This is a genomic window from Streptomyces sp. x-80, from assembly GCF_046549095.1.
Lineage (GTDB): Bacteria > Actinomycetota > Actinomycetes > Streptomycetales > Streptomycetaceae > Streptomyces > Streptomyces celluloflavus.
Map to the genome: position 1 here is coordinate 266565 of NZ_JAJPWM010000005.1, position 25671 is coordinate 292235.

The window sequence follows — 25671 nt, forward strand, 5'->3', positions numbered from 1 at the left end:
CGCGGTATCGCGCAGGGGCGCACGGCGACGGCTCGGGCGCCGGATTCTGGTGACTCTGAGTGTGCTCCTGCTCGCCGCCGCCGGCTGCGGCTGGTACCTCTACGACGATCTGACCCGGCAGATCGGCTCCTCGCACGCGCTCGACAAGAACGCGCCGCGGTCCGCCGGCGGGGCCACCAACATCCTGCTGATGGGGCTGGACAGCCGTAAGGACCAGGAGGGGAACGATCTGCCGGCGGACGTGCTCCAGAAGCTGCACGCCGGCAGTTCCGACATCGGCGGCTACAACACCAACACCCTGATCCTGCTGCACGTCCCGGGGGACGGCGGGCGGGCCAAGGCGTTCTCCATACCCCGGGACGACTTCGTCGAGATACCCGGGCACGGCAAGGACAAGATCAAGAAGGCGTACGGGCTGGCGAAGGCGGCCAAGGAGGACGCCCTCGTGAAGCAGGGCGTCACCGATCACGGACAGCTGGAGCGCGAGGGCCGGGAGGCCGGCCGCAAGGCCGAGATCGAGACCGTACGGAACTTCCTCGGGGTGCCGATCGATCACTTCGCCGAGGTGAACCTGGCAGGCTTCCTGCACATCGCCGAGGCGCTCGACGGCGTGCCGGTATGCCTGAAGCACCCGGTCAAGGACCGCTACTCCGGCGCCGACTTCCCGGCCGGCAAGCAGACGCTGAACGGGCCGCAGTCGCTCGCGTTCGTCCGCCAGCGGCACGGGCTGCCGGCCGGCGACCTGGACCGCACCCGCCGCCAGCAGGCATTTCTCGCCTCCGCGACACACAAACTGAACTCCGCGGGCACCTTCACCGACCCGCTGCGGCTGGTGCGGCTGATGGACGCCGCCAAGAAGGATCTGGTCATCGACCAGGGCTGGGATCTGCTGTCGTTCATCCAGCAGGCGAAGAACCTCTCCGGCGGGAACGTAGAGTTCTCGACACTGCCGATCGAACGTTTCGGTCGGCACAACGGGGAGGACATCAACGTGGTCGACCCGCAGACGATCAAGCGGCTGGTCTCGAAAGCCATCGGTGCCAACTCGGACACACCTGCCACGTCCTCCGCAACCCCGCCTGCGTCGTCCTCGTCTACCTCCTCGACTGCCGAGCCGAAATCCGGACCCACTTCGTCCGGATCCGCGGCCAAGACGATCGATGGCGGAGGAATCCCGTGCGTGGACTGACCGGCGCACCCAGGACCGACGAGCCGGAGGGTGATGCCGAACGGACGATGACGTTCGCCGCCCTCGCGCAGGCGCCCAACCGCCGCAGAACCGAGGCGTGGCTGCTCGGCTTCGTCATCCTGATCACGGTCTTCGGGTACGCCTACACCGGCCTGTCGATGACCGGCAAGCTGTCCGACGGGCTGGCCGGCTTCGCCGTCAGCGTCTTCTTCGTGGCGCTCGTCCCGCACCTGGTGGTCCGCCGCTTCGCACCGCGCGCCGACCCGCTGATCCTGCCGCTGGCCACCCTGCTGACAGGGATCGGGCTGGTGCTGCTGCACCGCCTGGACATCACCTACGCGGCGAAACCCCGGCTGAAGATCGCCCAGGCGGCGAGCGGCCAGCTGGTGTGGACCGTGATCGGGGTGGCGGTCTGCATAGCGATCCTGTTGCTGCTGCGCGACCACCGCATCCTCCAGCGCTACATCTATCTGACGATGGCGGTCGCGCTGGTGCTGCTGATGGCGCCGGCCTTCTTCGGTGCCGACCAGTTCGGCGCCAAGCGGTGGATCCTGCTCGGGCCGCTGTCGATGCAGCCCGGCGAGTTCGTCAAGATCATGATCGCGGTGTTCTTCGCGGGCTATCTCACCGTCAACCGCGACGCCCTGGCGCTGACCGGCCGCCGCGTCATGGGCATCCAGCTGCCACCCGGCCGGCAGCTCGGGCCGATCTTCACCATCTGGGTCATCAGCCTGCTGGTGCTGGTCTTCGAGCGGGACCTCGGCACCTCGCTGATCTTCTTCGGCGTCTTCGTGATCATGCTGTACATGGCCACCGAGCGGACCAGCTGGGTGCTCTGCGGCCTGGCGATGGCCGTGGCGGGCGCCGTCACCGTCGGTTCCATCGAGCCGCACGTCAAGGGCCGCATCATGGCCTGGCTGCACCCCATGGACATCTTCCTGCCCGAGAACCAGCGACCGCCCGGCCTGATCTCCGACCAGGCCGCCCAAGCGCTGTTCAGCTTCGGCAGCGGCGGCATCAGCGGCAGCGGACTGGGCCAGGGCCACCCGGAGCTGATCGGCTTCGCCGGCAACAGCGACTTCATCCTCACCACCGTGGGCGAGGAGCTGGGCCTGGCCGGGGTGATGGCGATCCTGATGCTGTACGCGCTGCTCGCCCAGCGCGGCCTGCGGGTGAGCCTGACCGCCCGCGACCCGTTCGGCAAGCTGCTGGCGGTCGGGCTCGCCGGCGCGCTGCTGCTCCAGGTCTTCGTCGTCGCCGGCGGTGTCACCGGCCTGATCCCGCTCACCGGCAAGGCCCTGCCGTTCCTGGCCAAGGGCGGTTCGTCCCTCGTCGCGAACTGGGTGATGATCGCGCTGCTCATCCGCATCAGCGACAGCGCCCAGCGCCGCCGCGAACCGGTGGGCCCGGGAGCCAACCGGCCGGGACGCCGCGGGCGCGGCCGCCGCCGGGCGGAGCCCGAGCTCGAACCCGAGGCGTAGCCCGCCCCCGGCCGCCCCGCCGTTCCCCGGCCGCCCCGCACGTGATCCGCCAGGGCCGCACGCAGTCCGCCGACCGCGCAACGGCACAGCCATGGCGCACAGCCGTCCGCAGCACCCGGCGCACCACCTCCGGGATCACACCACCCCGGCCACACCGCCCCGACCCGGGCCGTCCCGATCCGCCCCACCCCGGGACAGGCCCCACCCCGCACGTGATCCGCCAAGGCCACACGCAGTCCGCCGACCGCGCAACGGCACAGCCCTGGCGCACGGCCGTCCGCAGCACCCGGCGCACCACCTCCGGGATCACACCACCCCGGCCACACCGCCCCGACCCGGACCATCCCGGGGCGGGCCCCGCCCCGCGCTCCCCTGCGCCGCGCCGCAGAAGTCCGGCACGACGCGGGACACCGGATCGCGGCAGCGCCCCCGCGCCGCACCGGGGCGCTCCCGCCCTGCGCGCCGAAGCGGTCCGCCGACTGGCCCACAATGGGGCAGGTGACCGACCTCGACACCTTCTCCGCGCTGCTCGCCCCCGAGGGGCAGGCGCTGCTGACCGCACTGCGCGACCACGATCCGGCCGACGAACTGACGACCGCGACCCGGCTGCGCCGGGACCATCCGGCGCCGCTGGTCTCCGCGGCGCTCGGGCAGGCGCAGCTGCGGCAGCGGGCGGCGGTGAAGTTCGGGGCGGACGCGCGGCTGATGTACTTCACACCGCACGGTGTCGAGCAGTCCACCCGCGCCGTCGTCGCCGCGCACCGCGCCGCCCGGCTCGCCGCGCTCGGCGTCCGTACGCTGGCCGACCTCTGCTGCGGTATCGGCGGGGACGCCCTCGCCCTGGCCAGGGCCGGGATCTCGGTGCTCGCGGTCGACCGCGACCCGCTGGCCTGCGCCGCCGCCCGCGCCAACGCCGAGGCGCTGGGGCTGGCGGAGCTGATCGAGGTCCGCTGCGCCGATGTCACCGAGGTGGACACCGCCGGATATGACGCCGTCTTCGTCGACCCGGCCAGGCGGGGCGGGGCGCGGGGCGGCCGGATCTTCGACCCGGAGGCGTACTCACCGCCGCTGTCCTGGGCCGTCGAGGCCGCCCGTACCGCCCCGTACGCGGCGCTGAAGATCGCCCCCGGGGTGCCGCACGACGCACTGCCGGAGGATGCCGAGACGGAGTGGATCTCCGACGCGGGCAAGGTGAAGGAGGCGGTGGTCTGGTTCGGCGGGGCACCGGGGAGCGCACCGGCCGCGCCGGACGAGGTGGCCGGTGCCGCCCACCGCATCGTCCCCGGCGGCCGCCGGGCCACGCTGCTGCCGGCCGGTGACTCCCTGCTCGGCGCGGGGCTGCCGGACCCGGAGCCGGGGCCGGTCGGCGCCTGGCTGTACGAGCCGGACGGCGCGGTCATCCGCGCCCATCTCGTCGCGGACGTCGCCCGGCAGACCGGCGGCTGGCTGATCGACCCGACGATCGCCTACATCACCGCGGACACCCTCACCGAGACCCCGTACGCGACCGCCTACGCGATCACGGATGTGCTGCCGTTCAACGTCAAGAAGCTGAAGGCGCTGCTGCGGGAGCGCGAGGTCGGCATCGCGGTGATCAAGAAGCGCGGTTCGGCGGTGGAGCCGGAGGAACTGCGCAAGAAGCTGAAGCTGGGCAGCGGGCGGCGCTCCTGCACCATCTTCCTCACCCGGGTCGCCGGCGCCCCCACCATGCTGCTGGGGCACCCGGCCGCCGAGCTCACTCCCGGTCGGTGAGGTCCTCGGCGTAGATCTGCGAGAGCGGCTGCGGGCCGATGTACTGCTGGCAGGTGCACCGGCCGGCCTCGTACCGGATCGGCTTCTGGTCCGCGTCCCAGGCGACCGGCACCTGGACCAGCTCATGGCACTTGCCCTGCTTGTCGTGCTTGGCGAGATGGTGCGTACAGCCGCACACCGGATCCGGCGTCTTGTCGGCGGCCGCCAGCTCCTGGCGCTCCTGGCGCGCGGACTCCAGGCGCTCCATCTTGCGCTCGTGCCGGGTGCGCAGGGCCGTCCGGCCGGCGTCGGCCACCTTCGCGAAGCCGCCCACCGCGAAAAAGATGAACACCCACCAGAACCAGTGCACAGTCCGCCGCCTCCCCGTGTGCGTGCGTGCCAACCGCTCCCGCTCAGGGTAAGGCGTTCGCACGGGCGGCGGGGAGCCGGGCGGCGGGGGCGGAACCCGTGCGGACCGGGCGTCAGGAGTAGAGGTTGTCCTTGCTGACCTCGTGGACGTGGTCATGACCGTGCGCGTGCGGATGGTGGGCGTGGCCGGGGCCCGCCGCCGACGACGGCTCGCCGGGGACGTGCGGGTCGGTCACCGGCAGGGAGGAGTCCGCGGACAGGTCCCAGGCGGAGGCCGCCCGGCCCCGGGCCACCATCTCCGCGCCGAGCGCCGCGACCATCGCGCCGTTGTCCGTGCACAGCTTGGGCCGCGGCACCCGCAGTGTGATGCCCGCGTCCTCGCAGCGGCGCTCCGCCATCGCCCGCAGCCGGGTGTTGGCCGCGACCCCGCCGCCGATCATCAGATGGTCCACGCCGTGGTCCTTGCAGGCCCGGACGGCCTTACGGGTCAGCACGTCCACCACGGCCTCCTGGAAGGACGCCGCGACATCCGCGACCGGGATGTGCTCACCGGCCGCCCGCTTCGCCTCGATCCAGCGCGCGACCGCGGTCTTCAGACCGGAGAAGGAGAAGTCGTAGACCGGGTCGCGCGGGCCGGTCAGCCCGCGCGGGAAGCGGATCGCGTCCGGGTTCCCCTCGCGCGCGTAGCGGTCGATGACCGGGCCGCCCGGGAAGCCCAGGTGCAGCACCCGCGCGATCTTGTCGAACGCCTCGCCCGCCGCGTCGTCGATGGTGGCGCCCAGCGGGCGGACGTCGGCGGTGATGTCCGGGGCCAGCAGCAGCGACGAGTGGCCGCCGCTCACCAGCAGCGCCATGGTCGGCTCGGGCAGCGCGCCATGCTCCAGCTGGTCGACGCAGATGTGCGAGGCGAGGTGGTTGACGCCGTACAGCGGCTTGCCCAGGGCGTACGCGTACGCCTTCGCGGCCGAGACACCGACCAGCAGCGCGCCCGCCAGGCCGGGCCCCGCGGTGACCGCGATGCCGTCCAGATCGCTCGCCGCGACCCCGGCGTCCTTCAGCGCGCGCTGGATCGTCGGCACCATCGCCTCCAGATGCGCCCGCGAGGCCACCTCGGGCACCACCCCGCCGAAGCGCGCGTGCTCGTCGACGCTGGAGGCGACCGCGTCGGCGAGGAGGGTGTGCCCGCGGACGATGCCGACACCGGTCTCGTCGCAGGAGGTCTCGATGCCGAGGACCAGCGGTCCGCCGCGTGAGTCAGCCATGGTTCTCAGGTTCCTTGTACGGGGTCGGAAGGGGCGGTGGGGGCGGTGGAGCCCGGCGGGGCGCCGGTGACACCGGCCGGATCGGCGTCGGCATCCGGGGCGGTGTCCGGGTCCGGGTCCGGGTCGGTGTCCGGGTCCGTACCGGTACGGCGCATCACCAGCGCGTCGACGTTGCCCGGCTGGTAGTAGCCGCGCCGGAAGCCGATCGGCTCGAAGCCGAAGCGCTCGTACAGGCGCTGCGCGCGGACGTTGTCGACCCGCACCTCCAGCAGCACCTCCCGGCACTCGAAGGCGGTGGCCGCCGACAGCAGCTCGGTCAGCAGCCGGGCGCCCAGGCCGGTGCCCCAGTGGTCGCGGGCGGTGGCGATGGTCTGGATGTCGCCGGTGCCGTCGACGGCGGCGAGCCCGCCGTAGCCGACCAGCCGGCCGTCCGTCTCGGCCACGACGTAGCGGCGGTTGGCCCGCGGGCCGCGGGCGTGCGCCAGCTCGGACCAGAACATCCCCGGCGACCAGGCGTCCTCGGGGAAGAGCGTGCGCTCCAGCTCCAGCACCGCGTCCAGGTCCCACCAGCGCAGCTCGCGCAGCACGGGGGCCGGGACGGGCACCTCGCCCGTCGGCGCTCCGTTCCTCGCGGCGGGCGTCACGTCGGGGTGACCACCTTGTAGTTGGCCGGGACCTGGGCGTCCGGCCGGCGCAGGTACAGCGGCTGGGCGGGCAGGAACTCCGTACCGGCCGCGAGCTTCTCGGCGGCCAGCGCGGCGAGCGCACCGGCGGACTGGTGCTCGGGCCCCTCGCGCCGGACGCCGGTGAAGACCGACGCGTACAGCAGCGCGCCCGCGCCCACCGCCGGGACGCCGGCCATCTGGTCGGCGAGGTCCGCGGGGCGGTCCACGGCGGGTTCGGTCAGCCGGGTCCGGGCATCGCCGTAGCGCGCCCAGTAGACCTCCTTGCGGCGGGCGTCCGTCGCCACCACGAAGGGCTCCGTCAGGCCGGACGCGTACGCGAGGCCGTCCAGGGAGCACAGACCGTGCACCGGGACGTCCAGCGCGGCCCCGAACGTCGCCGCGGTGACCAGCCCGACCCGCAGGCCGGTATACGGGCCGGGGCCGACGCCGACGACGATGTCGCTGACCGCGTCGAGGGTGCGGCCGGCCTCCGCCAGCACCCGGTCGACGGCCGGCAGCAGCAGTTCGCCGTGCCGGCGCGCGTCCACCTGGCGCGACTCGGCGAGGACCTGGGAACCGTCGTGGAGCGCGACGGTGACGGCAGGGGTGGCGGTGTCAAGAGCTAGCAGCAGCACGCCTTTAAGACTACGGCTCGGCCGGTGGTGCCCGGCGCGGTGCTACGGTCGGCCCACATCCAAGCAGTTAGTCAGCCAGGCACGGGGCCTACCGCCGCCGGCGGAGAGTACGGAAAGGTGGCACAGCGGTGCCCGCTAAGAGCAGCTCGATCGTCGTCGCTCTGACCGCGGCGGCCGTGGTCGTGGTCGGCGTGCTCGGCTACCAGGCCGCGGCGTCCGCGCCGGACCAGCTCACCCAGGCCCGGAAGGGCGGCGGTCCCACCACCCCCAAGACCCCGGCGGACCCGCACGCCAAGAAGGAGAAGGCCCCCGCGCCCCCCGCGATCCCCGCGGCGTCCGGCTCCGGCGAGCGGGTCGTCTACGCGCTCGGCGCCAAGCGGGTCTGGCTGGTCGGCGCGGACGGCAAGGCGCGGCGTACGTTCGCGGTCGCGCCGAGCACCGTCAGCCCGCCCCTGGGGACGTACTCGGTCACCTCGCGTTCGGTGAGTGTGACGGGCTCCGACGGCATCGCGATCGAGCACGTCGTGCGGTTCGCCAGCGTGGACAACGTCGTGATCGGTTTCAGCGCGGCGGTCGACGGCTCGAAGCCGGACCTGGACCCGGCCAAGAAGACCGGCGGTGTCCGCGAGTCGCGGGACGACGGCAAGGCCATGTGGGACTTCGCGCTACGCGGTGCGAAGGTCGTCGTCGTCGCCTGACCGCCCGCCCCGCGGGTCGCCCCTACGCCCGTGTGTCGCCCCTACGGATGACGGCGCCCGCGGATCACGCCGCGTCGCACCCCTGGGTGGCCGTCGGCGGGCGCCCGCTCCCGGTCCGCGCTTCCGTCCCGGGCCCTGCCGCCGTGTGCTCGGCGTCCGCTGCGTCCGCTGCGTTCTCGGTGGGCACTGTGTTCTCGGTGGGCTCGGTGTTCTCGATGGTCCCGGCGGTCTCAGCGTCCTCGTCGACAGGCCCCGCGGGTTTGCCCACCCGGGCGGCCGCGGGGGCTCTCGGGGGCGTGGAGACGGCGCTGGCCGCGGCGCACGCCGCCAGCAGCTGGTTCATCGTGGGCGGCTGCTCGGGCGCATCGTCCTCGGCGCGCCGGGCCGCCGTGAGGGGGGCGCGCCCGCGGTCCTCGGACGTGCGGGAGGTGTGGTGGGCCGACATGAACGCCTCCCGGGCTCCTGGGGCAGGCAGCGGAAGTTAGGTTGACCTAACCAGCTCTCTGCATCCATGTCACCATGCCCGGCACCGCGCGCGCAACATCTTGCCGACGACCTGTCGGAAACTGTCGGAAAGTGCGGAGTCCACCGGCCCCGGCCGGGCGGGGTACGGCGCGGTCAGCGGGGTGCGAGGGCCGGCAGACCGGCGTCGGCCCAGCGCGCGCCGACACCGGTGACCGTCACCTCGCGTACGTCGTCCACGTCGCTCTCCAGGGCGTCGGCCACACCGCCCGGCGCGTCCGCCCCCACCGCCCGCGCGATGACGACATGCAGCCGGTCCTCGGACAGCTCCTCGACCTTGCCGTCGCCCCACTCCACGACCACCACCGACTCCGGCAGCGAGACGTCCAGGTCCAGGTCCTCCATCTCGCCGAGACCGCCGCCGAGCCGGTACGCGTCCACGTGCACCAGCGCCGGACCGCCGGTCAGCGAGGGGTGCACCCGGGCGATCACGAAGGTCGGGGAGGTCACCGCGCCGCGCACGCCCAGGCCCTCGCCCAGGCCCCGGGTCAGCGTCGTCTTGCCCGCGCCCAGCTCGCCGGTGAGCAGCACCAGGTCACCGGGGCGCAGCAGCGCGGCCAGTCTGCGGCCCAACTCCTGCATCTGGTCGGGGGACTTGATCGTGACGTGGGTGGTCGCGGCAGTGGTGCTCATGCCGCAAATGGTACGGGCCCCGCGGCCGGCCGTGCCGGGCCCGCGTCCGGCCGGTGGCCCGGACCGGCCGCCCCGGCCGGGCCGGGCCGTCCGGGGTTCCGTCCGGGGCGGCCGGGTCCCTCGTTCAGGCCCGCGCCGAGCGGGAGCTGCGCGCCGTCGCGCACGCCCGCTCCACCAGCGACACCAGTTGCTCGTTGACCTCGTCGGGGCGCTCCAGCATCACCAGATGTCCGGCGCCGGGGAGGCACACCAGCTCGGCCGTGGGCAGCAGCTCGGCGATGGCCCGGCTGTGGTCGGCCGGGGTGATCAGGTCCTTCTCCCCGGCGAGCACCAGCGCGGGCACCCGGTCGTACGCCACCAGCGACTCGGTCTTGTCGTGCTCCGCGAAGGCCGGGTAGAACTCGGCGACCACATCGATCGGGGTCGCCTCGATCAGCCGCTCACCGAACCGGGCGACGCCCGGGTCCACGTCCTCGGGCGTACCGAACGAATAGCGCTTGACGATCCCCGCGAACAGGTCGGCGGTGGCCCGGCGCCCGCGCTCGACGATCTCGGTCTGCGCGCCCAGCGCCTTGAGCACGCCGGGCGCCAGCCGGTGGAACGCCTTGACGCCCAGCGCCGGCAGCCCGAAGGCGACCTCGCTGAGCCGGCCCGCGGAGGTGCCGATGAGGGCCACCCCGGCCACCCGTTCCGCGACGTACTCGGGGAACTGGTCGGCCAGCGCCATCACCGTCATCCCGCCCATGGAGTGCCCGACCAGCACGATCGGGCCCTCGGGCGCGGCGGCGTCCAGCACCGCCTTCAGGTCTCGCCCGAGCAGGTCGATGGTGACCGGCTCGGAGCCGTCGAGCTGGGCGAGCCCGCGGGCCGAGCGGCCGTGGCTGCGCTGGTCCCAGTGGACGGTGCGCACCGTGCCGCGCAGCGCGGCGCGCTGGAAGTGCCAGGCGTCCTGGCTCAGGCAGTAGCCGTGGCTGAAGACCACGGTGAGCTCCGGGGAGCGCCGCCCGAGCGCCGCCCGCAGCCGCTTGCGGTAGGTGCCCTGGCCCGCCGTCCCGGAGCCGCCGGACCGCTTCTTCGGCGCCTCGCCCGACGCATGGCCCGCCGCGCCGCCCGGCTCGTCGATCTCGTAGTACAGCGCGGTGCCGTCCTCCGCGATCACCGTGCCGGGGGTGCCGCGCAGCGTGCCGTACGGGCCCGCCGCGTCCAGCGCCAGCCGGGCCCGGCGGCGCATCCCGCGGCCGACCGTCATCCGCTCCAGCGCCACCCCGGCCGCGGCGCCCGCCGCGACCACGCCGATCGCCGCGCCGGCGATACCCGCGTGCCGCCCGGCCCTGGACCAGTTACCGGCCGCGTCGGCCGCCGCCCCGACCGCCCTGGCCGCGGTCTCCTTGCCTTCCGTCATGCCCTGCCCCCCTGGCCGCCGACTCCTTCGTCGTGCTCATCACTATCCAGGAAGACGCGCGGCACCCGGGTGCCGATCCGGGTGACGATCTCGTAGCCGATGGTGCCGGTCGCCCTGGCCCAGTCCTCGGCGGTCGGCTCACCGCGGTCCCCCGGCCCGAACAGCACGGCCGGATCGCCCGGCCGCGCACCGTCGCCGCCCAGGTCCACCACGAACTGGTCCATCGCGATCCGGCCGGCGACCGTCCGCCACTTGCCCGCGACCAGCACCGGCCCGCTGCCGGAGGCGTGCCGCGGAATGCCGTCGGCGTAGCCGAGCGGGACCAGCGCGAGGGTGGTGTCACCGGGCGTCGTGTAGTGGTGGCCGTACGAGACGCCGTGGCCGCCCGGGACCCGCTTGACCGACGCCAGCGACGCCTCCAGCGTCATCGCGGGCCGCAGCCCGAAGTCCTCCGGGATGCCGATCTCGGGGCTGGGCGAGACGCCGTAGACGCCGATACCGGAGCGGACCAGGTCGAAATGCGCCTCGGGGAGGGTGAGCAGCGCCGGGGTGTTGGCGATATGCCGTACCTCGGGGCGCAGCCCGGCCGCCGCGGCGGCCGCCAGTGCCTGCCGGAAGGCGGTCAGCTGGAGCGCGATCGAGGGGTGTCCGGGCTCGTCGGCGCAGGCGAAGTGGGACCAGACGCCGGTGACCGTGAGCGCCCCCGCCACCTCGGCGGCGCGGGCGGCGGCGATCAGCTCCGGCCAGTCGGCGGGCTGGCAGCCGTTGCGGCCCAGACCGGTGTCGGCCTTGAGCTGGACGCGGGCGGGGCGGCCGCAGGCCCGCGCCGCCGCGGTCACCTCGCGCAGCGCCCACAGGCCGCTCACCGAGACGTCGATGTCCTGCTCGATCGCGGTGCGCCAGGGGCCGCCGGGCGTCCACAGCCAGCACATCAGCCGCCCGGTGTCCCCCGCCGCCCGCAGCGCGAACGCCTCCTCCGGGAGCGCCGTACCCAGCCAGCTCGCACCGGCCGCGCGGGCGGCGCGGCCGCACCGCACCGCACCGTGTCCGTAGCCGTCGGACTTGACCACGGCCATCAGCTCTGCCCCGGGTGCGCGGCGGCGCAGTGCGCGGACATTCGACCGGACGGCGGCGAGGTCGATGGCGGCGCGGGCACGCATTGCTGTCTCGTTCATCTTCCTCAGTGTCTCAGGCGGCACCGCCGCGCTCCGGGGGACCGGCGCCCAGGGGTCCCCTCGTAGCACCGGCACGGGGTACCTGACCTGGGCACACCCGCGCCGGACCGCCCGGTCGGTCCTGTACGTCCCGCCAGGCCGCGGCCAGGTGACCGGCGACCTCCGACGCCAGGATCGGGGCGCCCGTCGGACCGGCCGCGCGGCGGGCCGCCAGACCGTGCAGATACGCGCCGACGGACCCCGCGTCGCGGGCCGGCAGCCCGGCGGCGAGCAGCGCGCCGGTCACCCCGGAGAGCACATCGCCGCTGCCCGCCGTCGCCAGCCAACCCGTCCCGGTGGGATTGACCCGTACGGGCCCGGCCGAGTCGGCGACCAGCGTCGTCGAGCCCTTCAGCAGCACCGTGGCGGCGTACCGCCCGGCCAGCTCCCGTACGGACCGCAGCCGGGCCGCCTCGACCTCGTCCCGGCCCCGGCCGAGCAGCGCCGCGGCCTCGCCGGCGTGCGGGGTCAGCAGCGTGCCCGCGGTCCTGGCGCGGACCCGCTCCGGGGTCAGGAAGCGCAGCCCGTCCGCGTCCACCAGCACCGGCACATCCGCGGCCAGCACCTCGTCCAGCGGGTCCGCGTCGTCACCGAGGCCCGGTCCGATCACCCATGCCTGGACCCGGCCCGCCTTGCCGGGCGGCCCGGCGTGCACCAGCGTCTCCGGGAACCGCGCGAGCACCGCGTCGGCGGCCGGGCCGACGTACCGTACGGCGCCCGCGCCCCCGCGCAGCGCGCCCGCCACCGCCAGCACCGCCGCGCCCGGATAGCGGGCCGAGCCGGCGACCACGCCGACCACCCCGCGCCGGTACTTGTCGCTCTCGGCCGTCGGCCGCGGCAGCAGCTCCGCCACGTCCGCGTGCTGCAACGCCTCCACATCGGCGGCCGCGGGCAGCGCGAGCCCGATGTCCACCAGCCGCAGCGCGCCCGCCGCCGCACGCGCCGGGTCGATCAGCAGCCCCGGCTTGTACGCCCCGAACGTCACCGTCGCATCGGCCCGTACGGCGTCCCCGCGCACCTCGCCGCTGTCCGCGTCCACCCCGCTCGGCAGATCGACGGCCACCACGGTCGCCGACTCCCGTGCCGCGCGGGCGAGCCGGGCCGCCTCGGGGCGCAGCCCGCCCCGGCCGCCGATGCCGACGATGCCGTCCACGACCAGATCGGCCCGCGCGAGGTCCCGCGCCGCGTCGGCCGACACCCGCCCGCCGGCCGCCCGCAGCGCGGCCAGTCCGCCGCCGTGCGCCCGCTCGGGCGACAGCAGTACGGCGGCGACCCCGGCCCCGCGGCGCGCCAGCCGGGCGCCCGCGTACAGCGCGTCGCCGCCGTTGTCGCCGCTGCCGACCAGCAGCACCACCCGGGCGCCGTACACCCGGCCCAGCAACTCCGCGCAGGCGGTGGCCAGTCCGGCCGCCGCCCGCTGCATCAACGCCCCGTCCGGCAGCCGGGCCATCAGCTCCCGCTCCGCGGCCCGCACGCTCTCCACGCTGTAGGCAGTCCTCATGCGGTCAGTCTCACACCCGCGCCGCGGCGGGCACCGCACCCGGACGGGGAGCGGAGCGCCGCACCGGGACGGCCGCCCCGCCGCTACCCCTCGGCGATCACCACCGCCGACGCGACCCCCGCGTCATGGCTGAGCGACACGTGCCACGCCCGTACGCCCAGCTCCGCCGCGCGCGCCGCGACCGTGCCGCGGACCCGCAGCCGCGGCTGACCGCTGTCCTCGACGTACACCTCGGCATCCGTCCAGTGCAGCCCGCCGGGCGCGCCGAGCGCCTTGGCCACCGCCTCCTTGGCGGCGAACCGGGCCGCCAGCGAGGCGGTCCCGCGGCGCTCGCCGCTCGCCAGCAGCAGCTCCTCTTCGATGAACAGCCGCCGCGCCAGCTCCGGTGTCCGCTCCAGCGCCGCGCCGAACCGTTCGATCTCGGCGACGTCGATCCCCACCCCGATGATCACCGGTTCACTCCACCGTCACGGACTTGGCGAGGTTGCGCGGCTGGTCGACCTCGTTGCCGCGGGCGGTGGCCAGCTCACAGGCGAAGACCTGGAGCGGCACCACCGACACCAGTGGCTGCAACAGCACCGGGGTGCGCGGGATCCGTACGAGGTGGTCGGCGTACGGGGCCACCGCCTCGTCGCCCTCCTCCGCGATCACGATGGTGCGCGCCCCGCGGGCCCGGATCTCCTGGATGTTGGAGACGATCTTGTCGTGCAGCACCGAGCGGCCGCGCGGCGACGGCACCACCACGACCACCGGCAGATCCTCCTCGATCAGCGCGATCGGCCCGTGCTTGAGCTCACCGGCCGCGAACCCCTCCGCGTGCATGTACGCGAGTTCCTTCAGCTTCAGCGCGCCCTCCAGGGCCACCGGGTAGCCGACGTGCCGCCCCAGGAAGAGCACCGTGTTCTTGTGGGCGAGGCCGCGCGCCAGCTCGCGCACCGGCTCCATCGTGCCGAGCACCTCCTCGACCTGGGTGCCGATGGCCGCCAGTTCGCGCACCACGTCCCGGATCTCGTCGCCCCATTTGGTGCCCCGCACCTGCGCCAGGTAGAGCGCGACCAGATAGCAGGCCACCAGCTGCGTCAGGAACGCCTTAGTGGAGGCGACGGCGACCTCGGGCCCGGCGTGCGTGTAGAGGACCGCGTCCGACTCCCGCGGAATCGTGGACCCGTTCGTATTGCAGATCGCGAGCACCTTCGCGCCCTGCTCACGGGCGTGCCGCAGCGCCATCAGCGTGTCCATGGTCTCGCCGGACTGGCTGATGGCGATCACCAGCGTCCGCGGGTCCATGATCGGGTCGCGGTAGCGGAACTCGCTGGCCAGCTCGGTCTCGCAGGGAATCCGCGTCCAGTGCTCGATCGCGTACTTGGCGATCATGCCCGCGTGGTACGCCGTCCCGCACGCCACGATGACGACCTTGTCGACCTCGCGCAGCACCGACGGCGCGATGCGGACCTCGTCCAGCGAGAGCACCCCCGAGGCGTCGATCCGCCCCAGCAGGGTGTCCGCGACCGCCTTCGGCTGCTCGGCGATCTCCTTCAGCATGAAGTAGTCGTAGCCGTCCTTCTCGGCCGCCGACGCGTCCCAGTCGACGTGGTACGCCCGCACCTGCGCCGGGGCGCCGTCGAAGTCCGTCACCGTCACACCGTCCCGGCGCAGCTCCACGACCTGGTCCTGCCCCAGCTCGACGGCCTCCCGGGTGTGCGCGATGAACGCCGCCACGTCCGAGGCCAGGAACGCCTCGTCCTCCCCGACGCCGACCACCAGCGGCGAGTTGCGGCGCGCCCCGACGACCAGATCCGGTACGTCGGCGTGCACCGCGACCAGCGTGAACGCGCCCTCCAGTCGCCGGCACACCTGCCGCATCGACTCCGGCAGATCGCCGCACGACGAGTACGCCTCGGCCAGCAGGTGCGCGACGACCTCCGTATCCGTCTCGGACTCCAACTCGTGCCCACGGTCGGCCAGTTCGGTCCGCAGCGCCGCGAAGTTCTCGATGATGCCGTTGTGGACGACGGACACCCGGCCGGCGTTGTCCAGATGCGGATGGGCGTTCTGGTCGGTGGGCCCGCCGTGCGTGGCCCACCGGGTGTGCCCGATCCCGGTCGTCCCGGTCGGCAGCGGACGGTCCGCCAGCTCCTTCTCCAGGTTGGCGAGTTTCCCCGCCTTCTTGGTCGCCGCCAGCCCGCCATCGGCCAGCACGGCGACCCCCGCCGAGTCGTAACCCCGGTACTCCAGCCGCTTCAGCCCGGCCAGAACGACATCAAGGGCAGGCTGCCCGCCCACATATCCCACGATTCCGCACATGGAGGCAGCCTACGACGCACCGACACCGGGCCTCGCGGCACGCCGCGCCTTGGTGCGGGGGCCGGACGGGGGCGGCCCTGCTCCCCCACCCGCGCCTCTCGGCTCGGAGTGCGATGGGCCCCGCGTCCGCGACGAGGTCGCCGGCGACAGGGCCGCCCGAAGGTGACCCGACCCGCTGAACGCAACACGCTGAGGTGGACGGGATATCGGCCAGGACCAGCCTGTGCGCCCGGAGTCTCCTGTGCCCGTCCACCCATCGGGGCTTGATTCGACCAGCCCGGCCCTGCGGTTCCCGTCCCGCCCGGCGCACGGCGTTCGCGATCCTCGCGCAGCCCCGCGACCGGTCGAGGGCGTCGCCGGCATGCATCTCGGGGAGCAGGCGGCGGTGCGGCCTTTCGACACAGCACGCCGCGCGTTCTGCTCGATACGGCACCCGCAGTGTTTCCGACGTTTTCCAAATCGTTCGAACCGTTCCTTCCGGCCAGTTCCAGTCCTGCCGGACGTGATCAAACTTTTGCCCTGCCCGCTGACCTGGAGAGGATATGCGCCGCAGTGCCCTGGGCACGGTGAAATATCGGAGCAACCCACTGGCCGGTTCGCGCGTACGGAGTTGCCGACTTGTCGTGTACCTGGGAATGATCCGAGCCGATACGCCCCCTCAACCGCCAGGAGGAAGAACGCAATGGTGTACTCGGACCCCCAGGAATTCGGCGAACTCACCTTCATCTTCAGCGACGGTGAGGGCAAGCCACCGAACGGCTATTTCAGCCTTGCGGGGCACATCTATCCCGCCGAAGAAAGCCGCCGCCCCCCGATGGTCTGGGTAAAGGAGACCAGGTCCGGTTCCGGTGCACTTGCCAAGCCCATCGACTGGAAGCCCCTGAAATGGGAGGGCAAAGTCCGGCACTACCGGCCCGTCCCCCCGCCTGGATACCGGGCGTTGAGCGATTTCCCTGGATCCGGCTCCACCATTCCCCGCAGTGACTTTCGTTGCATCAGGGAAGTAATCAACGGACGCAACTACGTCGCCAAAGGTCTGCTGGACACGGAGACCGGCACGCTGGGTGCGGAGCCCAGGCCGCCACAGGCGATCCCCGACGATTCCGGAGTTCTCCTCGTGCCAGGCAATTGCTTCTGGTTCTGGGACGAAAGCGATCACGCAGGGGAAGACCCTGGCAACGTTTACGTTCTGGACGTGCCACCCCATTCCGTCAGGGGAGATGACTTGATCGCCCCCGTCCTCAGAAATTATGACACCGTACCCGACCAACAGTGCGATGTGACCGACCACCAGGTCACCGTCCCGTGCACTGCCATCTTGGACAAGGACAAGACCGCGGAATGGATTGTCCGAAACTCCCCCGTCTACACGGTACGCCGCAAGCGTTGCTACACGATCATCGGCTCGGACAACAGGAAAAACTCGGACGCCGACGGGAGCCTCAAGGAAACGGTCTCCTGGGGAGTCACGAAGACCGAAGCCGAGTCGTTCCACGCGTCGGTTGGCGTTACCGTGGGATACGAAGTCGGGATCAACTTTGAGGTCGTCGAGGCTAAAGCTTCATTTCAGCTGGCTCTGCAACTGGGGTATGACCGAACGCACTCGGTGTCCGTTATGAAAAATTATTCCCGCGATGCCACTACCACCACGCTGGCGCATCACACCACAGCCTTCTACGCCGAGACCCACACTTTAGACGTCGTCCGCAAGGACGGAACACACGCTTCCGGCCAGAATGGTCTGACCTTCAATGCCGGGAAACATGTCACGACGTGCCAATGGCCGCCCGCCAAACAGCCACCGGGGCCGCACCCGGGGCACCCCCAGAACTGAGCCGACCCGACAGGAAATCAGCCACAAGGCCCCCTGTGCCTCTTTCCGGGAATCCCGGAAAGAGGCACAGGGAAACACACTCCCGGGCTGACCGTTTACTCAGCCACTCTGGCAACGACGAGCCGGGGGATTTCCACACTCCCCTGGCCGGCGAAACCATTGTGCTGCACAACCAGCCTGTCATGGTCGTACGTACTTAATTCCAGCGTGTTCGTGGAGCCGGTCACCCACGGAATGCTCCAGTAGATCTTCACCCACTGGTCCGGGTTGTCGCCGAGCTGGTAGATGACCGTGCCCGTTGTCCCGGTCGCAGTGCTCTGCCGACCACTGGAACGGAACGCCTCACCATCGAACTTCTTTTCGAGGTCGACGGGTGCGTGGTTCCCTAAATCCGTCCACTTTCCCCAGTCCAGGTGCTCGTACTTGAGCTTGAGCAGCCCGCCGGTGAGGTTCTTCAGCTGGCAGCCGAAAACCAAGTTCTCCGACATCTCTTTCCTTTCACACTCGGGAGGAGCAACAACACGGAGAACATATAAGGCGATGTCCGGCGGCAGGGAGAATCCAGCCATCGCTTAAGGAATCGCCACTACGAGTCATTTAGGCGATCAAGATTCTGACCTCTCCTAATGGCATCGAGCCGCTTTCAGATACCGCTTGACGGTTGCAATATGTGCGCGACCAGTGCGGTTCCGAAGCCTCTGATCAGCAGAAACGTTAATTCCTTCGGAACGTCTCAATCCTTCCCCATGCCAAGTAGGAGGTGACCCGCAATGGCACAGGTGATCCTGAGGAGAGATGCCGAATCGCTACCGCCGGCCAGGGAACGGCTGGTCCGGTCGGCAGCAAGGGGGCACACACGCTGTACGGCAGCATCAGCTCGTGGCGACCGGGGATAGCCGTGATGCCGGTGAGGAGAACGTGGTCGAACGGCAGCCAGGTGCCAGGTGATTCAGCGGGGCTCATGCGGAGTCCGTCGGATGTGAGCACGACGCGTCAGGGTGTGATCGCGCCGGCGCTCTTGTGCGCCGGCCGCCGCTTCCTGGCAGTGGCGGGCGTCGAACCGATGGCCGGAAACCCCACGGCGGCCAAAGTCGGGTGGCCCTCGAACGGCGGGGCACCCCACTCGCGGGCTGGTCTGGACTCAGGTTGCCGTACGGGGGAATTAAGCCCTCCGGACCAGGAGGTCCGTGCTGTCCGTCCGGGAGATCTTCCACGTGATTTGCGGCCCGCGGACGGAGCGTTCCCGGCGTCCCAGGCATGAGCCGAGGCCGTTTTTGCAGCGGCCTTTTCCAGGCTCGGCCTCCGCCGACCCGTCCGTCCCGGTCAGCATGGGGAGCTGGATTCTGCCGAGCACCGGGCCGACGGACGCCAGGCCGAGATCACTGGGCGTGAGCGGCTGATCAACCGCATCGGAGAGGACTCCCGCGAGCAGTGCGGGCACCGGCGGGCGGCCCCGCTCCCCCACCCGCGCCTCCGGTTCAGAGTGCGATGAGCCCCGCGTCCGTCGGCCGGAATCCACAGGCATCGACGTAGAGCGCCCGCAGACGCCCCTCGAAGTCGACATGCAGCCCCCGCCACTCGCGCGTGACCATCACTACGCCTCGAACGCTCCGGCCTTCACCCCGCCGACAAACGCGGCCCAGGCGGCGGGCGCGTGGAACTGCGTCCCACCGTCGCGGTCTTTACTGTCCCGGACGGCGCGGCCGCCGTCGGCGGTGTGCGCGACTTCTACGCAGTCATTGGTCGGCCCTGAGGAAGCACTGGCCTTCTTGAATGCGGTCACGAGTTCTCGGTTCTTCATAGCGCACCTTTCTCGCTTCCAAAGAAATTCAGCAAACTGGCCACTCGGGATGGAGAGGGTCACATTCGCTGGACGCCCCCAGGAGCACGACGCCAACACAGAGACCGTGGCCATCCCCCGCCTGCTCACGCTCCCCCGTTCTCCGCGGTGGCGCCGTTCCCCATGAAAGTCACCGGTCGAACGCTCCGGCCTTCACGCCGACGACGAACGCACCCCAGGCGGCGGACGCGTGGAACTGCGTCCCACCGTCGCGATCCTTACTGTCCCGGACGGCGCGGCCGCCGTCGGCGGTCACAGCCACCTCCACACATTCCTGATTTATCCCCTGCGACGCACTGGCCTTGACGAATTCAGTGACGATGTCCCGAGACTTCATCGATGTCACCCCTCACCCTTCGGAATACCCGCTATCACTTTCTCCAGGAACACCAGGCTTTGCTTCGGACTCAACGCGGCCGACCGGAGCGCTTCGAAGATCCGCGCATGCTTGGCCACGTCTTCCAAGTCCTCAATGATCACGGTGCTCGTCGTGCTGTCGAACGCGACGGCTTCAGGAGCAGGCTCGGGCCCGAACGAGTACAGGACGAAGTGCGACGCCATGTGTGCGGCACTCCATTCCGAATACGGCAGGATCTGCACCGTGACGTTCTGCCGCCGGGCAGTGTCGAGGACGTACATCAACTGCTCCCGATGCACTTCCCTTGACGGCATGGGGGCGGTCAGCGCCGGCTCCCAGACGACCGCGGCGAAATGTGATCCGGCTTCTTCAATGACCCGTTTACGCTCCCGCCGGACCGCCATAGCCTTTTCGATGGTCTCGGGCGAGTGCACTGTCAGGCTGGCGCCGACAAGCGTCTTGAAGTAGCCGGGCGTTTGCAGCAGTCCAGGAATGAAGAGCGGTTGCCACGTCCGGATGTACGACGCGTCGGTCTCCAGCGCGATCAGATCGGCATGCTCATCGCTGACCATGCCTGCGTAGTCGAGCCACCAGCCACGCTTGTTGCTCACCCGGGCGAGGTGCTCCAAATGCACCCTTACGTTGGCGTCGTCCACGCCGTAGAGGTCCAGCAGGACCCGCACATCACCGACGCGCGACGCACTGATGCCCGCTTCGACGCGGCTGACCTTCGCCGTGGAACAGCCGAGCGCCTCGGCCGCATGCTCCTGGTCGAGATGAGCGGCGAGCCGGTACCGCTTGAGGGCCGCGCCGAGCCGCCGACTACGCACTGTGGGCTTCCCACCTGCGGGCATGCCGTCTCCCTGTCTTCCGCTTCCAGGATGCACGGTAACTGACCACGCACACCAGGCTGTTGAGACTCCGAGTAGCTCGTAAATTTACACCTACCGAGGACTTGCAAGTTGCCCCACCGCGCCTCTAGCTTCAGTCACATCACTCCGTGCCATCACAACGAAACCGTGAGTGATCAAGGTTCCGCCTGCCCACCACCCTTGGGGGACATATGTCCGGGCGCACGCACGTGACGAGGTTCCGGATCCGCAGGAGCTCCGTACCCGCAGCTCGCCACCACGTCGAAACGCTCCTGAAGGAGTGGAGGCTCGGCGGCCTCGTTGACGTCGCCGCCCTGATCACAAGTGAGTTGACGGGAAACGTCATCAACCACGCCAGGGGAACAGGCGAGTTCTTCGACCTGGGCCTGCGCCGCCGAGGTGGCCTCCTGATCCTGGAGGTCTCCGACTCCTACCAGTGGCAGATGCCCGAACTCCGGAAGCCCGGCCCGGACGACCTCTCCGGCCGGGGCCTGCTCATCGTCGACGCACTGTCCGAGAACTGGGGCGTCCGGCCACGCGACCCCGGCAAGACCGTGTGGGCGCATCTCACGATCAACCGCGTGGAACACCGATAGGCCAAGCCCCTTCCACCGGCGTCCCATCAGAGGCTTCCCCGCCCTCCTCGGGCGGGGAGGTACGAGCGCTTCCCCTCGGTTCGTGATCAGCGGTGGGAACGGGAGCCACCCCTATCAGGTGACATCGCATGACGCCGGGCGGTGTGGGAGTGTCCGCGGATGCGATACGGACGTGAACCGATGGCTTGGCGGTCCCGGGCCCGGCTGCCCCGTGTCCCTGACAGGCGCGGTTCAGAAGGGCCCGGCCCCGTCAGGGCCTCTCCGTAGCTCGGACGTTGTCTGGACGCACCGAGCCCCTAGGGCCTGTGGTTGTTGTGATCAGTACTGCTTGGTCTGTGGAGCGGGCCGTCGACGAGGTGCCTCGGCTGAGGTCCTCGTCGACGGCCTCTTTCCGGACCGAGTGTCCGGCTTCCCAGTGCCGGGTTCGGTGAACCGCTGTGTATGGGGTGTGCGAAATACCTCTGGTTCTTCTGGCTGTCAGCACCGCGGGTCTGGTGGTCGGGGCGGGCACCCTCGCGGACGGACGCCGTAGTTGGCAGAGCCTGGCCCGGTGATCAGGGCTTGGGAAGCGTTCCCGGCATCAGGTACTTGTCCTCAGGTACCTTGTCGCCCCTCCACTGGGCGAAGAACTCGGTGAGGTCCTGCCCGGACACCTGCGTGAACATCCGCGCCATGTCCTCCCAGCCGCGTACCTCTCCGGCATTCTCGGTCTGCCACTTCTTCAGTACGGCGTCGAAGTTCTCGGCGCCGATCTGATGCCGGAGAGCGTGCAGGAAGTAGCTGCCCTTGCTGTACGCACCCATCCCGTCGAGGGTGTTGTCGGCCCACCATTTCGCGTCGTCCTTGCGCTCAAGGATCTCGCTCCGGTAGCGGGCGTCGATGTCCTTCCCGTTGTGTTCGTCCCACAGCCACGCCGCGTACTGGGCGACGGACTCGGTGGTGATCGCATCGGCCGGGGCGTCACCACCGGACACTGCCATCCCGAACCACTGGTGTGTCCACTCGTGCGCATAGGCCGGCTCGTCCCAGTACTGCAATGGAGCTGAGAAGTGGACCCTTCCTTGAGTCGCCAGGAAGGGATAGTTCTCGTCCGCCGGTTCGGCGAACAAGGTGCCCAGCGAGGAGAACGGGTAGGGCGTGCCGAACTTCTGGGCGAGGAAGTCGATGATCTCCTGCTGCTTGGCCACGTAGGGGGCGGCCTTCGCCTTCAGCCCTTTGCCGTAGGCGGTGTAGACGGGCTTGCCGTCCTTCAGCCGGGATTCCTCGATCTCCCACGGGCCGATACTGATGACCGATTCCTTGAGGGCGTCCAGGTCCTGTGTGGTGGCCCAGTGATAGGTGTCCCGGTCACCGGTGTGCTCGGTGTCTGTCTTGGTGCCGTTGGACATCGCCGACCAGCCGGCGGGCACCGTAGCGGACACCTTCAGTGAGGCCCGGTCCATGACACCCGCATGGGAGGCGAACCAGGGGGTGTTCTCCATGCTCATCAACCCGCCGTCCGTGGTGCCGAACAACCTGGCCCCCTCTGGGGCACCCGCGTACTTCACCCGGACGGTGAACTCCTGGCCGCGTTCGATCTTCCGTGCCGGACGGACGGTGAGGGAGGAGTCGTAAGGGTCGTCCGGATTCGTCTCGAAACCGGCCTTCACGCCGTCGACCTCGACACTCTCCGTGGGGAAGACCAGGCCGAGCCGCAGAGTGTCGAGATCCTGGTCGGCCTTCGCGTTGATGTCCGTGATCCCTGACAGCTCCTTGGCCTCGGGGCGGTAATCGAGCTTCACTTTGTAAGAGCTCACGTCGAAGTCCTTGCCCGGGGCCTGCGCCGCACCGGCCGGAACGCTTGCGAGCACCGATCCTCCCAGCACGACCGCGCCGCAGAGAACCGCGCTGCCGAACCTCTTTCCTGCATACATGTCCCGATCTCCTTCACGTTGCGTACCTCCGGCACCGGCACACTAGAGAGTCGAATTGACGGGACTTAGCCCAGATTGCGACCGCCCCGTGACAGTCTGGTTCTTCCGCTTGGGCCTGTGTTGCGATCAAACTTCAGGTCCCGTCCCCGTACGCGGACGGGGGGCCGGTAGACGCTGGGTGTGACGCGTAGGCAACTGAGCGGCGGGCAACGGACGTTCATCGAGCCCTGTCTGCCGATCGGCGGGTTCGGCCCGTACCCGAGCGGCTGCGGGACCAGTTCGAGGGGGTGATCTGGCGGTTCAGGTCCGGCGCCCAGCGGCGGGAGATGCCCTGTGAGTCCGGTCCCTGGCCGACGGTCTACGGCCGCTTCCGGGCCTGGAGGGATGCCGGTGTCTTCACCGCGCTGGCCTTGCGGGCCTCGATCGCGACCAGGTCTGCTCACCGAGCCGACCCTGAGCGCGGTGGTCGATCCGGCGACGACCACCGCGGCGGGCAGCTGCCGGTGCAGCAACAGCACCTCGATCAGTATCCGGGTGCCCTCCGCTGCCCGGCCTTCGTCTTCGCCGCGGCCCAGAACGCCTCGTGCACCTTGGTGAAACCGCCCTCCGCCCTGGCCTGCACCAAAGCCGCGGCCCCGCCGAACGCACCCGGCTTGACCAGCAGGATCTCCAGATAGTGGTCCAGAATGTCGTGATAGGCGTAACGCCTGGTCAGCCTCGGGTGCCGGGCGACGACATGGCGGCCGTCGAAGACCCACAGCTCATTCGCCCGCAGCTTCACCCGCACCTTCGCGCCGATGAACTTCGCTGGCACCGAGTAGTGGCACTGGCGCACCGTGCCCCGCCCGTTGCGGGCCACCACCGGCGTCAGATCGATCCCGCAGTCGTACCCGTCCGCGGGCAGCGGCCCCAGCAGCGGGCGGCGCCCCTCTTTCGCCAGGGCCAGCTCCGGACGCCGCTTTGCCACGTAATCCCGCACCGTGGAGTACGCGGCGAGCTCGAAATCGTGCTCACCCGCAAGCCGCTCAAGGATCCGGTCGATGGTGTGCTTCTGCTTCCTCCACACCTCAAGGTCCTCGCGCAGCATCGCGTCGATGAAGCCCTTCACCGGCTCCAGCACGCTCTTCCTCGGCGGCGGCTTCTTCCGCCTCGCCGGCACCGGGCACGACAGCGCCTTCGCCACCGTGTTCCGCGACACCTTGTACCGCTGAGCCAGCACCAGCCCCGACACCGCCGGATCCAGCCGACGATCCCGGCGGATCCGCTCAAAGACCCACTCACGCGACCTGTACACACGGGTTTCCTGACACGACCGTGATCAATGATCACAGCGTGCAAGCGGCTCCCAAAACGACCGCCCCACTGGCTCTACTTCACCCCGTTAGAAACACCGGCATCTACGAAAACCTGCCGCCGGGCGTCTACCGGTACTCATCGCAGTGCACCGGGCTTCAGCCCGGTGGTGAAGCGATACTGAACGCTGCCCTGACCGGCAGATCAGAGCAGCCGATTCTGCTGCTCAATGTACTGACGGCCGATCGAGGGCGGAGCCCCGCACACTGACCCGGCGAAGCATGAGCCGGACCACAGACGCTGTGCCCGCCAGTAGTGCCGGACCAGTTCCGGGTACTCCTGGCGGAGCCTGCGCGAGCTGACGCCCTTGAGCCGTGCCGTCCTTGACGGGGGTGTGGCTCCAAAACCGGCACGCGCCACACGGCGAAGGTCCGCGCACGCCCGCGGCGCGCCGTTCCGGGTGTCCCCTGGCGCCGTCGCGGCCGTCACCCCCCGGCGGCCGCCGGGGGAACCACGTCCCGGTAGAGCTGGAAGAGGCTGATTCCCTCGCCCTCCTCCTCGTACGTGTCCAGCAGCGACCAGCACCGCGCGACGAGTTCCCGCGCCTGGGTGCCGGGCCAGGGCTGCGGGAGCAGTTCGGGCGGGAGGAGGGGGTCGTGTTCCATGGCGCGGGAGAACTCGGCGGCCAGTTCGACCGCGATGCTCAGCCGCTCGGGGGCCGTCAGACCGGCGTCCTCCGTCAGCCGGCGCAGCCGCGGCCGGACGACGGCGGCGAGGCGGTGATGGCGCTCGGCGATCTCGTCCAGCGGCCACAGGGCGCGGGCGAGTGCGACGGGATCGCGCTCATCGCCCTGGCGCAGGTCACGGGTGGTGAGGAAGGTGAGGTGGCCGAAGACGTCGAGAGGGCGGGCCTGCTCCTCGACGTACGGTTCCCAGCTGTTGGCGCTGACGTAGAGGCCGCCTTGCACGGGGGCGCCGCCGAGCCGGGTGAGCGCGGTCCGCAGGGCGTCGCGCGCGGTGCGGATGCTCTCGGGCACGGCGAAGGCGACCAGATGCCAGGTGCCGTCCCAGGGCATCAGCCCCGCGTCCTGCTGGAAGGCGTAGGCGACGAACTCGACGTCGGGGCCCAGCGACCGCGCGGTGGCGCCGGCGGCGCGCAGCAGGGCCTTGCGCCCCCTGCCCTCCTGCGTGAAACGCCCCTCGGTGACCAGCCGCTTGATGCACAGCCGCACCTGCTGATCGCTCATCCCGAGCAGGTCGGCGGTGGCATAGAGCTCACCGGTATCGACGGTGTGGTCGGTGCGGATCAGGGCCTCGACGAGCGTCCGGGTGGGGACCTGGACGTCTGGTGCCGACATG

General features: G+C 70.8%; 25 protein-coding genes and 1 pseudogene. 7 read left to right on the forward strand and 19 right to left on the reverse strand.

Features of this window, described 5'->3' with window-relative positions:
* Positions 1–49 precede the first annotated feature (49 nt).
* The 3 genes from ACLJWH_RS11825 (at position 50) to ACLJWH_RS11835 (ending at position 4422) form a co-directional block, all read left to right on the forward strand.
* Positions 50–1189, forward strand: coding sequence for an LCP family protein (locus tag ACLJWH_RS11825; RefSeq protein WP_411141597.1), 1140 nt, complete (start codon positions 50–52; stop codon positions 1187–1189).
* Between the two features lie 47 nt (positions 1190–1236).
* The gene (locus tag ACLJWH_RS11830) at positions 1237–2670 is read left to right on the forward strand and encodes an FtsW/RodA/SpoVE family cell cycle protein (protein WP_411141809.1); all 1434 of its coding nucleotides are present in this window, start codon (positions 1237–1239) and stop codon (positions 2668–2670) included.
* Positions 2671–3159: 489 nt separating this feature from the next.
* Positions 3160–4422: a THUMP-like domain-containing protein gene (locus tag ACLJWH_RS11835; RefSeq protein ID WP_411141598.1), complete on the forward strand. Its 1263-nt coding sequence runs from the start codon at positions 3160–3162 to the stop codon at positions 4420–4422.
* Here ACLJWH_RS11835 and ACLJWH_RS11840 read toward each other — a convergent pair.
* The 4 genes from ACLJWH_RS11840 to tsaB all read right to left on the reverse strand — a co-directional run bounded on the left by ACLJWH_RS11840 (position 4406) and on the right by tsaB (position 7332).
* On the reverse strand, positions 4406–4771 hold the full coding sequence (locus ACLJWH_RS11840; RefSeq protein ID WP_411141599.1) for a hypothetical protein: 366 nt from the start codon (positions 4769–4771) through the stop codon (positions 4406–4408). The genes ACLJWH_RS11835 and ACLJWH_RS11840 overlap by 17 nt on opposite strands.
* Positions 4772–4883: 112 nt before the next feature.
* The gene (tsaD, locus tag ACLJWH_RS11845; protein ID WP_411141600.1) at positions 4884–6032 is read right to left on the reverse strand and encodes a tRNA (adenosine(37)-N6)-threonylcarbamoyltransferase complex transferase subunit TsaD; all 1149 of its coding nucleotides are present in this window, start codon (positions 6030–6032) and stop codon (positions 4884–4886) included.
* Positions 6033–6037: 5 nt separating this feature from the next.
* Complete coding sequence (rimI, locus tag ACLJWH_RS11850; RefSeq protein ID WP_411141601.1) at positions 6038–6676, reverse strand: ribosomal protein S18-alanine N-acetyltransferase; 639 nt, start codon at positions 6674–6676, stop codon at positions 6038–6040.
* Positions 6673–7332, reverse strand: a complete 660-nt coding sequence (gene tsaB, locus ACLJWH_RS11855; protein WP_411141602.1) for a tRNA (adenosine(37)-N6)-threonylcarbamoyltransferase complex dimerization subunit type 1 TsaB — start codon at positions 7330–7332, stop codon at positions 6673–6675. The genes rimI and tsaB overlap by 4 nt, the downstream gene beginning before the upstream one ends.
* Positions 7333–7460: 128 nt before the next feature.
* Between tsaB and ACLJWH_RS11860 the strand changes: the two genes are divergently transcribed.
* Entirely contained in the window at positions 7461–8030 is a 570-nt protein-coding gene (locus ACLJWH_RS11860) for a hypothetical protein (protein WP_411141603.1), read from the forward strand.
* A 64-nt stretch (positions 8031–8094) separates the two neighbouring features.
* On the opposite strand, the gene ACLJWH_RS11865 is transcribed toward ACLJWH_RS11860, so the two are convergent.
* The 7 genes from ACLJWH_RS11865 to glmS form a co-directional block, all read right to left on the reverse strand.
* Entirely contained in the window at positions 8095–8475 is a 381-nt protein-coding gene (locus tag ACLJWH_RS11865) for a hypothetical protein (protein WP_411141604.1), read from the reverse strand.
* Positions 8476–8648: 173 nt separating this feature from the next.
* Positions 8649–9185, reverse strand: coding sequence for a tRNA (adenosine(37)-N6)-threonylcarbamoyltransferase complex ATPase subunit type 1 TsaE (tsaE, locus tag ACLJWH_RS11870; RefSeq protein ID WP_411141605.1), 537 nt, complete (start codon positions 9183–9185; stop codon positions 8649–8651).
* A gap of 124 nt (positions 9186–9309) precedes the next feature.
* Complete coding sequence (locus tag ACLJWH_RS11875) at positions 9310–10587, reverse strand: alpha/beta fold hydrolase (protein ID WP_411141606.1); 1278 nt, start codon at positions 10585–10587, stop codon at positions 9310–9312.
* The gene (gene alr, locus ACLJWH_RS11880) at positions 10584–11762 is read right to left on the reverse strand and encodes an alanine racemase (RefSeq protein ID WP_411141607.1); all 1179 of its coding nucleotides are present in this window, start codon (positions 11760–11762) and stop codon (positions 10584–10586) included. The genes ACLJWH_RS11875 and alr overlap by 4 nt, the downstream gene beginning before the upstream one ends.
* Before the next feature lie 13 nt (positions 11763–11775).
* Complete coding sequence (locus ACLJWH_RS11885; RefSeq protein WP_411141608.1) at positions 11776–13302, reverse strand: NAD(P)H-hydrate dehydratase; 1527 nt, start codon at positions 13300–13302, stop codon at positions 11776–11778.
* 83 nt (positions 13303–13385) lie between these two features.
* Positions 13386–13754 carry a holo-ACP synthase gene (locus tag ACLJWH_RS11890; protein WP_411141609.1) on the reverse strand — a complete coding sequence of 123 codons (369 nt, stop codon included), beginning with the start codon at positions 13752–13754 and terminating at the stop codon, positions 13386–13388.
* 4 nt (positions 13755–13758) lie between these two features.
* Complete coding sequence (glmS, locus tag ACLJWH_RS11895; RefSeq protein WP_411141610.1) at positions 13759–15606, reverse strand: glutamine--fructose-6-phosphate transaminase (isomerizing); 1848 nt, start codon at positions 15604–15606, stop codon at positions 13759–13761.
* Between the two features lie 682 nt (positions 15607–16288).
* On the opposite strand from glmS, the gene ACLJWH_RS11900 reads away from it, so the two are divergent.
* Positions 16289–17440 (forward strand): hypothetical protein, encoded by a 1152-nt coding sequence (locus tag ACLJWH_RS11900; protein ID WP_411141611.1) that lies wholly within the window; start codon positions 16289–16291, stop codon positions 17438–17440.
* A 95-nt stretch (positions 17441–17535) separates the two neighbouring features.
* Here the strand turns inward: ACLJWH_RS11900 and ACLJWH_RS11905 are convergent, their stop codons facing one another.
* The 4 genes from ACLJWH_RS11905 to ACLJWH_RS11920 all read right to left on the reverse strand — a co-directional run bounded on the left by ACLJWH_RS11905 (position 17536) and on the right by ACLJWH_RS11920 (position 20492).
* Positions 17536–17928: an aegerolysin family protein gene (locus ACLJWH_RS11905; protein WP_411141612.1), complete on the reverse strand. Its 393-nt coding sequence runs from the start codon at positions 17926–17928 to the stop codon at positions 17536–17538.
* A gap of 1106 nt (positions 17929–19034) precedes the next feature.
* Entirely contained in the window at positions 19035–19241 is a 207-nt protein-coding gene (locus ACLJWH_RS11910; RefSeq protein ID WP_411141613.1) for a DUF397 domain-containing protein, read from the reverse strand.
* 169 nt (positions 19242–19410) lie between these two features.
* Positions 19411–19617 carry a DUF397 domain-containing protein gene (locus ACLJWH_RS11915; protein WP_411141810.1) on the reverse strand — a complete coding sequence of 69 codons (207 nt, stop codon included), beginning with the start codon at positions 19615–19617 and terminating at the stop codon, positions 19411–19413.
* A gap of 5 nt (positions 19618–19622) precedes the next feature.
* A complete protein-coding gene (locus tag ACLJWH_RS11920; RefSeq protein ID WP_411141614.1) occupies positions 19623–20492 on the reverse strand; it encodes a helix-turn-helix domain-containing protein in 870 nt (289 codons plus the stop codon).
* Between the two features lie 209 nt (positions 20493–20701).
* Here ACLJWH_RS11920 and ACLJWH_RS11925 point away from each other — a divergent pair, with 209 nt between their 5' ends.
* Positions 20702–21106 carry an ATP-binding protein gene (locus ACLJWH_RS11925; protein ID WP_411141615.1) on the forward strand — a complete coding sequence of 135 codons (405 nt, stop codon included), beginning with the start codon at positions 20702–20704 and terminating at the stop codon, positions 21104–21106.
* 554 nt (positions 21107–21660) lie between these two features.
* On the opposite strand, the gene ACLJWH_RS11930 is transcribed toward ACLJWH_RS11925, so the two are convergent.
* Positions 21661–23019, reverse strand: a complete 1359-nt coding sequence (locus ACLJWH_RS11930; RefSeq protein WP_411141616.1) for a hypothetical protein — start codon at positions 23017–23019, stop codon at positions 21661–21663.
* Between the two features lie 180 nt (positions 23020–23199).
* Here ACLJWH_RS11930 and ACLJWH_RS11935 point away from each other — a divergent pair.
* Positions 23200–23426, forward strand: a pseudogene (locus tag ACLJWH_RS11935) (transposase); the annotation flags it as partial.
* A 116-nt stretch (positions 23427–23542) separates the two neighbouring features.
* Here the strand turns inward: ACLJWH_RS11935 and ACLJWH_RS11940 are convergent.
* From ACLJWH_RS11940 to ACLJWH_RS11950, 3 genes are all read right to left on the reverse strand, one after another.
* Complete coding sequence (locus ACLJWH_RS11940; RefSeq protein WP_411141617.1) at positions 23543–24139, reverse strand: Mu transposase domain-containing protein; 597 nt, start codon at positions 24137–24139, stop codon at positions 23543–23545.
* A gap of 377 nt (positions 24140–24516) precedes the next feature.
* Positions 24517–24897 (reverse strand): transposase, encoded by a 381-nt coding sequence (locus ACLJWH_RS11945; protein WP_411141618.1) that lies wholly within the window; start codon positions 24895–24897, stop codon positions 24517–24519.
* On the reverse strand, positions 24798–25670 hold the full coding sequence (locus tag ACLJWH_RS11950; RefSeq protein WP_411141619.1) for a PaaX family transcriptional regulator C-terminal domain-containing protein: 873 nt from the start codon (positions 25668–25670) through the stop codon (positions 24798–24800). Before ACLJWH_RS11950 ends, ACLJWH_RS11945 begins: the two co-directional genes overlap by 100 nt.
* Position 25671: the final 1 nt, after the last annotated feature.

Bases quoted from the DNA above. Each gene is read 5' to 3' on its own strand.
- ACLJWH_RS11830 (WP_411141809.1), top strand. From the start codon at position 1,237: ATGACGTTCGCCGCCCTCGCGCAGGCGCCCAACCGCCGCAGAACCGAG.
- ACLJWH_RS11835 (WP_411141598.1), top strand. From the start codon at position 3,160: ATGGGGCAGGTGACCGACCTCGACACCTTCTCCGCGCTGCTCGCCCCC.
- tsaD (WP_411141600.1), bottom strand. From the start codon at position 6,032: ATGGCTGACTCACGCGGCGGACCGCTGGTCCTCGGCATCGAGACCTCC.
- ACLJWH_RS11865 (WP_411141604.1), bottom strand. From the start codon at position 8,475: ATGTCGGCCCACCACACCTCCCGCACGTCCGAGGACCGCGGGCGCGCC.
- tsaE (WP_411141605.1), bottom strand. From the start codon at position 9,185: ATGAGCACCACTGCCGCGACCACCCACGTCACGATCAAGTCCCCCGAC.
- ACLJWH_RS11875 (WP_411141606.1), bottom strand. From the start codon at position 10,587: ATGACGGAAGGCAAGGAGACCGCGGCCAGGGCGGTCGGGGCGGCGGCC.
- alr (WP_411141607.1), bottom strand. From the start codon at position 11,762: ATGAACGAGACAGCAATGCGTGCCCGCGCCGCCATCGACCTCGCCGCC.
- ACLJWH_RS11885 (WP_411141608.1), bottom strand. From the start codon at position 13,302: ATGAGGACTGCCTACAGCGTGGAGAGCGTGCGGGCCGCGGAGCGGGAG.
- glmS (WP_411141610.1), bottom strand. From the start codon at position 15,606: ATGTGCGGAATCGTGGGATATGTGGGCGGGCAGCCTGCCCTTGATGTC.
- ACLJWH_RS11900 (WP_411141611.1), top strand. From the start codon at position 16,289: ATGGTGTACTCGGACCCCCAGGAATTCGGCGAACTCACCTTCATCTTC.
- ACLJWH_RS11905 (WP_411141612.1), bottom strand. From the start codon at position 17,928: ATGTCGGAGAACTTGGTTTTCGGCTGCCAGCTGAAGAACCTCACCGGC.
- ACLJWH_RS11910 (WP_411141613.1), bottom strand. From the start codon at position 19,241: ATGAAGAACCGAGAACTCGTGACCGCATTCAAGAAGGCCAGTGCTTCC.
- ACLJWH_RS11915 (WP_411141810.1), bottom strand. From the start codon at position 19,617: ATGAAGTCTCGGGACATCGTCACTGAATTCGTCAAGGCCAGTGCGTCG.
- ACLJWH_RS11920 (WP_411141614.1), bottom strand. From the start codon at position 20,492: ATGCCCGCAGGTGGGAAGCCCACAGTGCGTAGTCGGCGGCTCGGCGCG.
- ACLJWH_RS11925 (WP_411141615.1), top strand. From the start codon at position 20,702: ATGTCCGGGCGCACGCACGTGACGAGGTTCCGGATCCGCAGGAGCTCC.
- ACLJWH_RS11930 (WP_411141616.1), bottom strand. From the start codon at position 23,019: ATGTATGCAGGAAAGAGGTTCGGCAGCGCGGTTCTCTGCGGCGCGGTC.
- ACLJWH_RS11950 (WP_411141619.1), bottom strand. From the start codon at position 25,670: ATGTCGGCACCAGACGTCCAGGTCCCCACCCGGACGCTCGTCGAGGCC.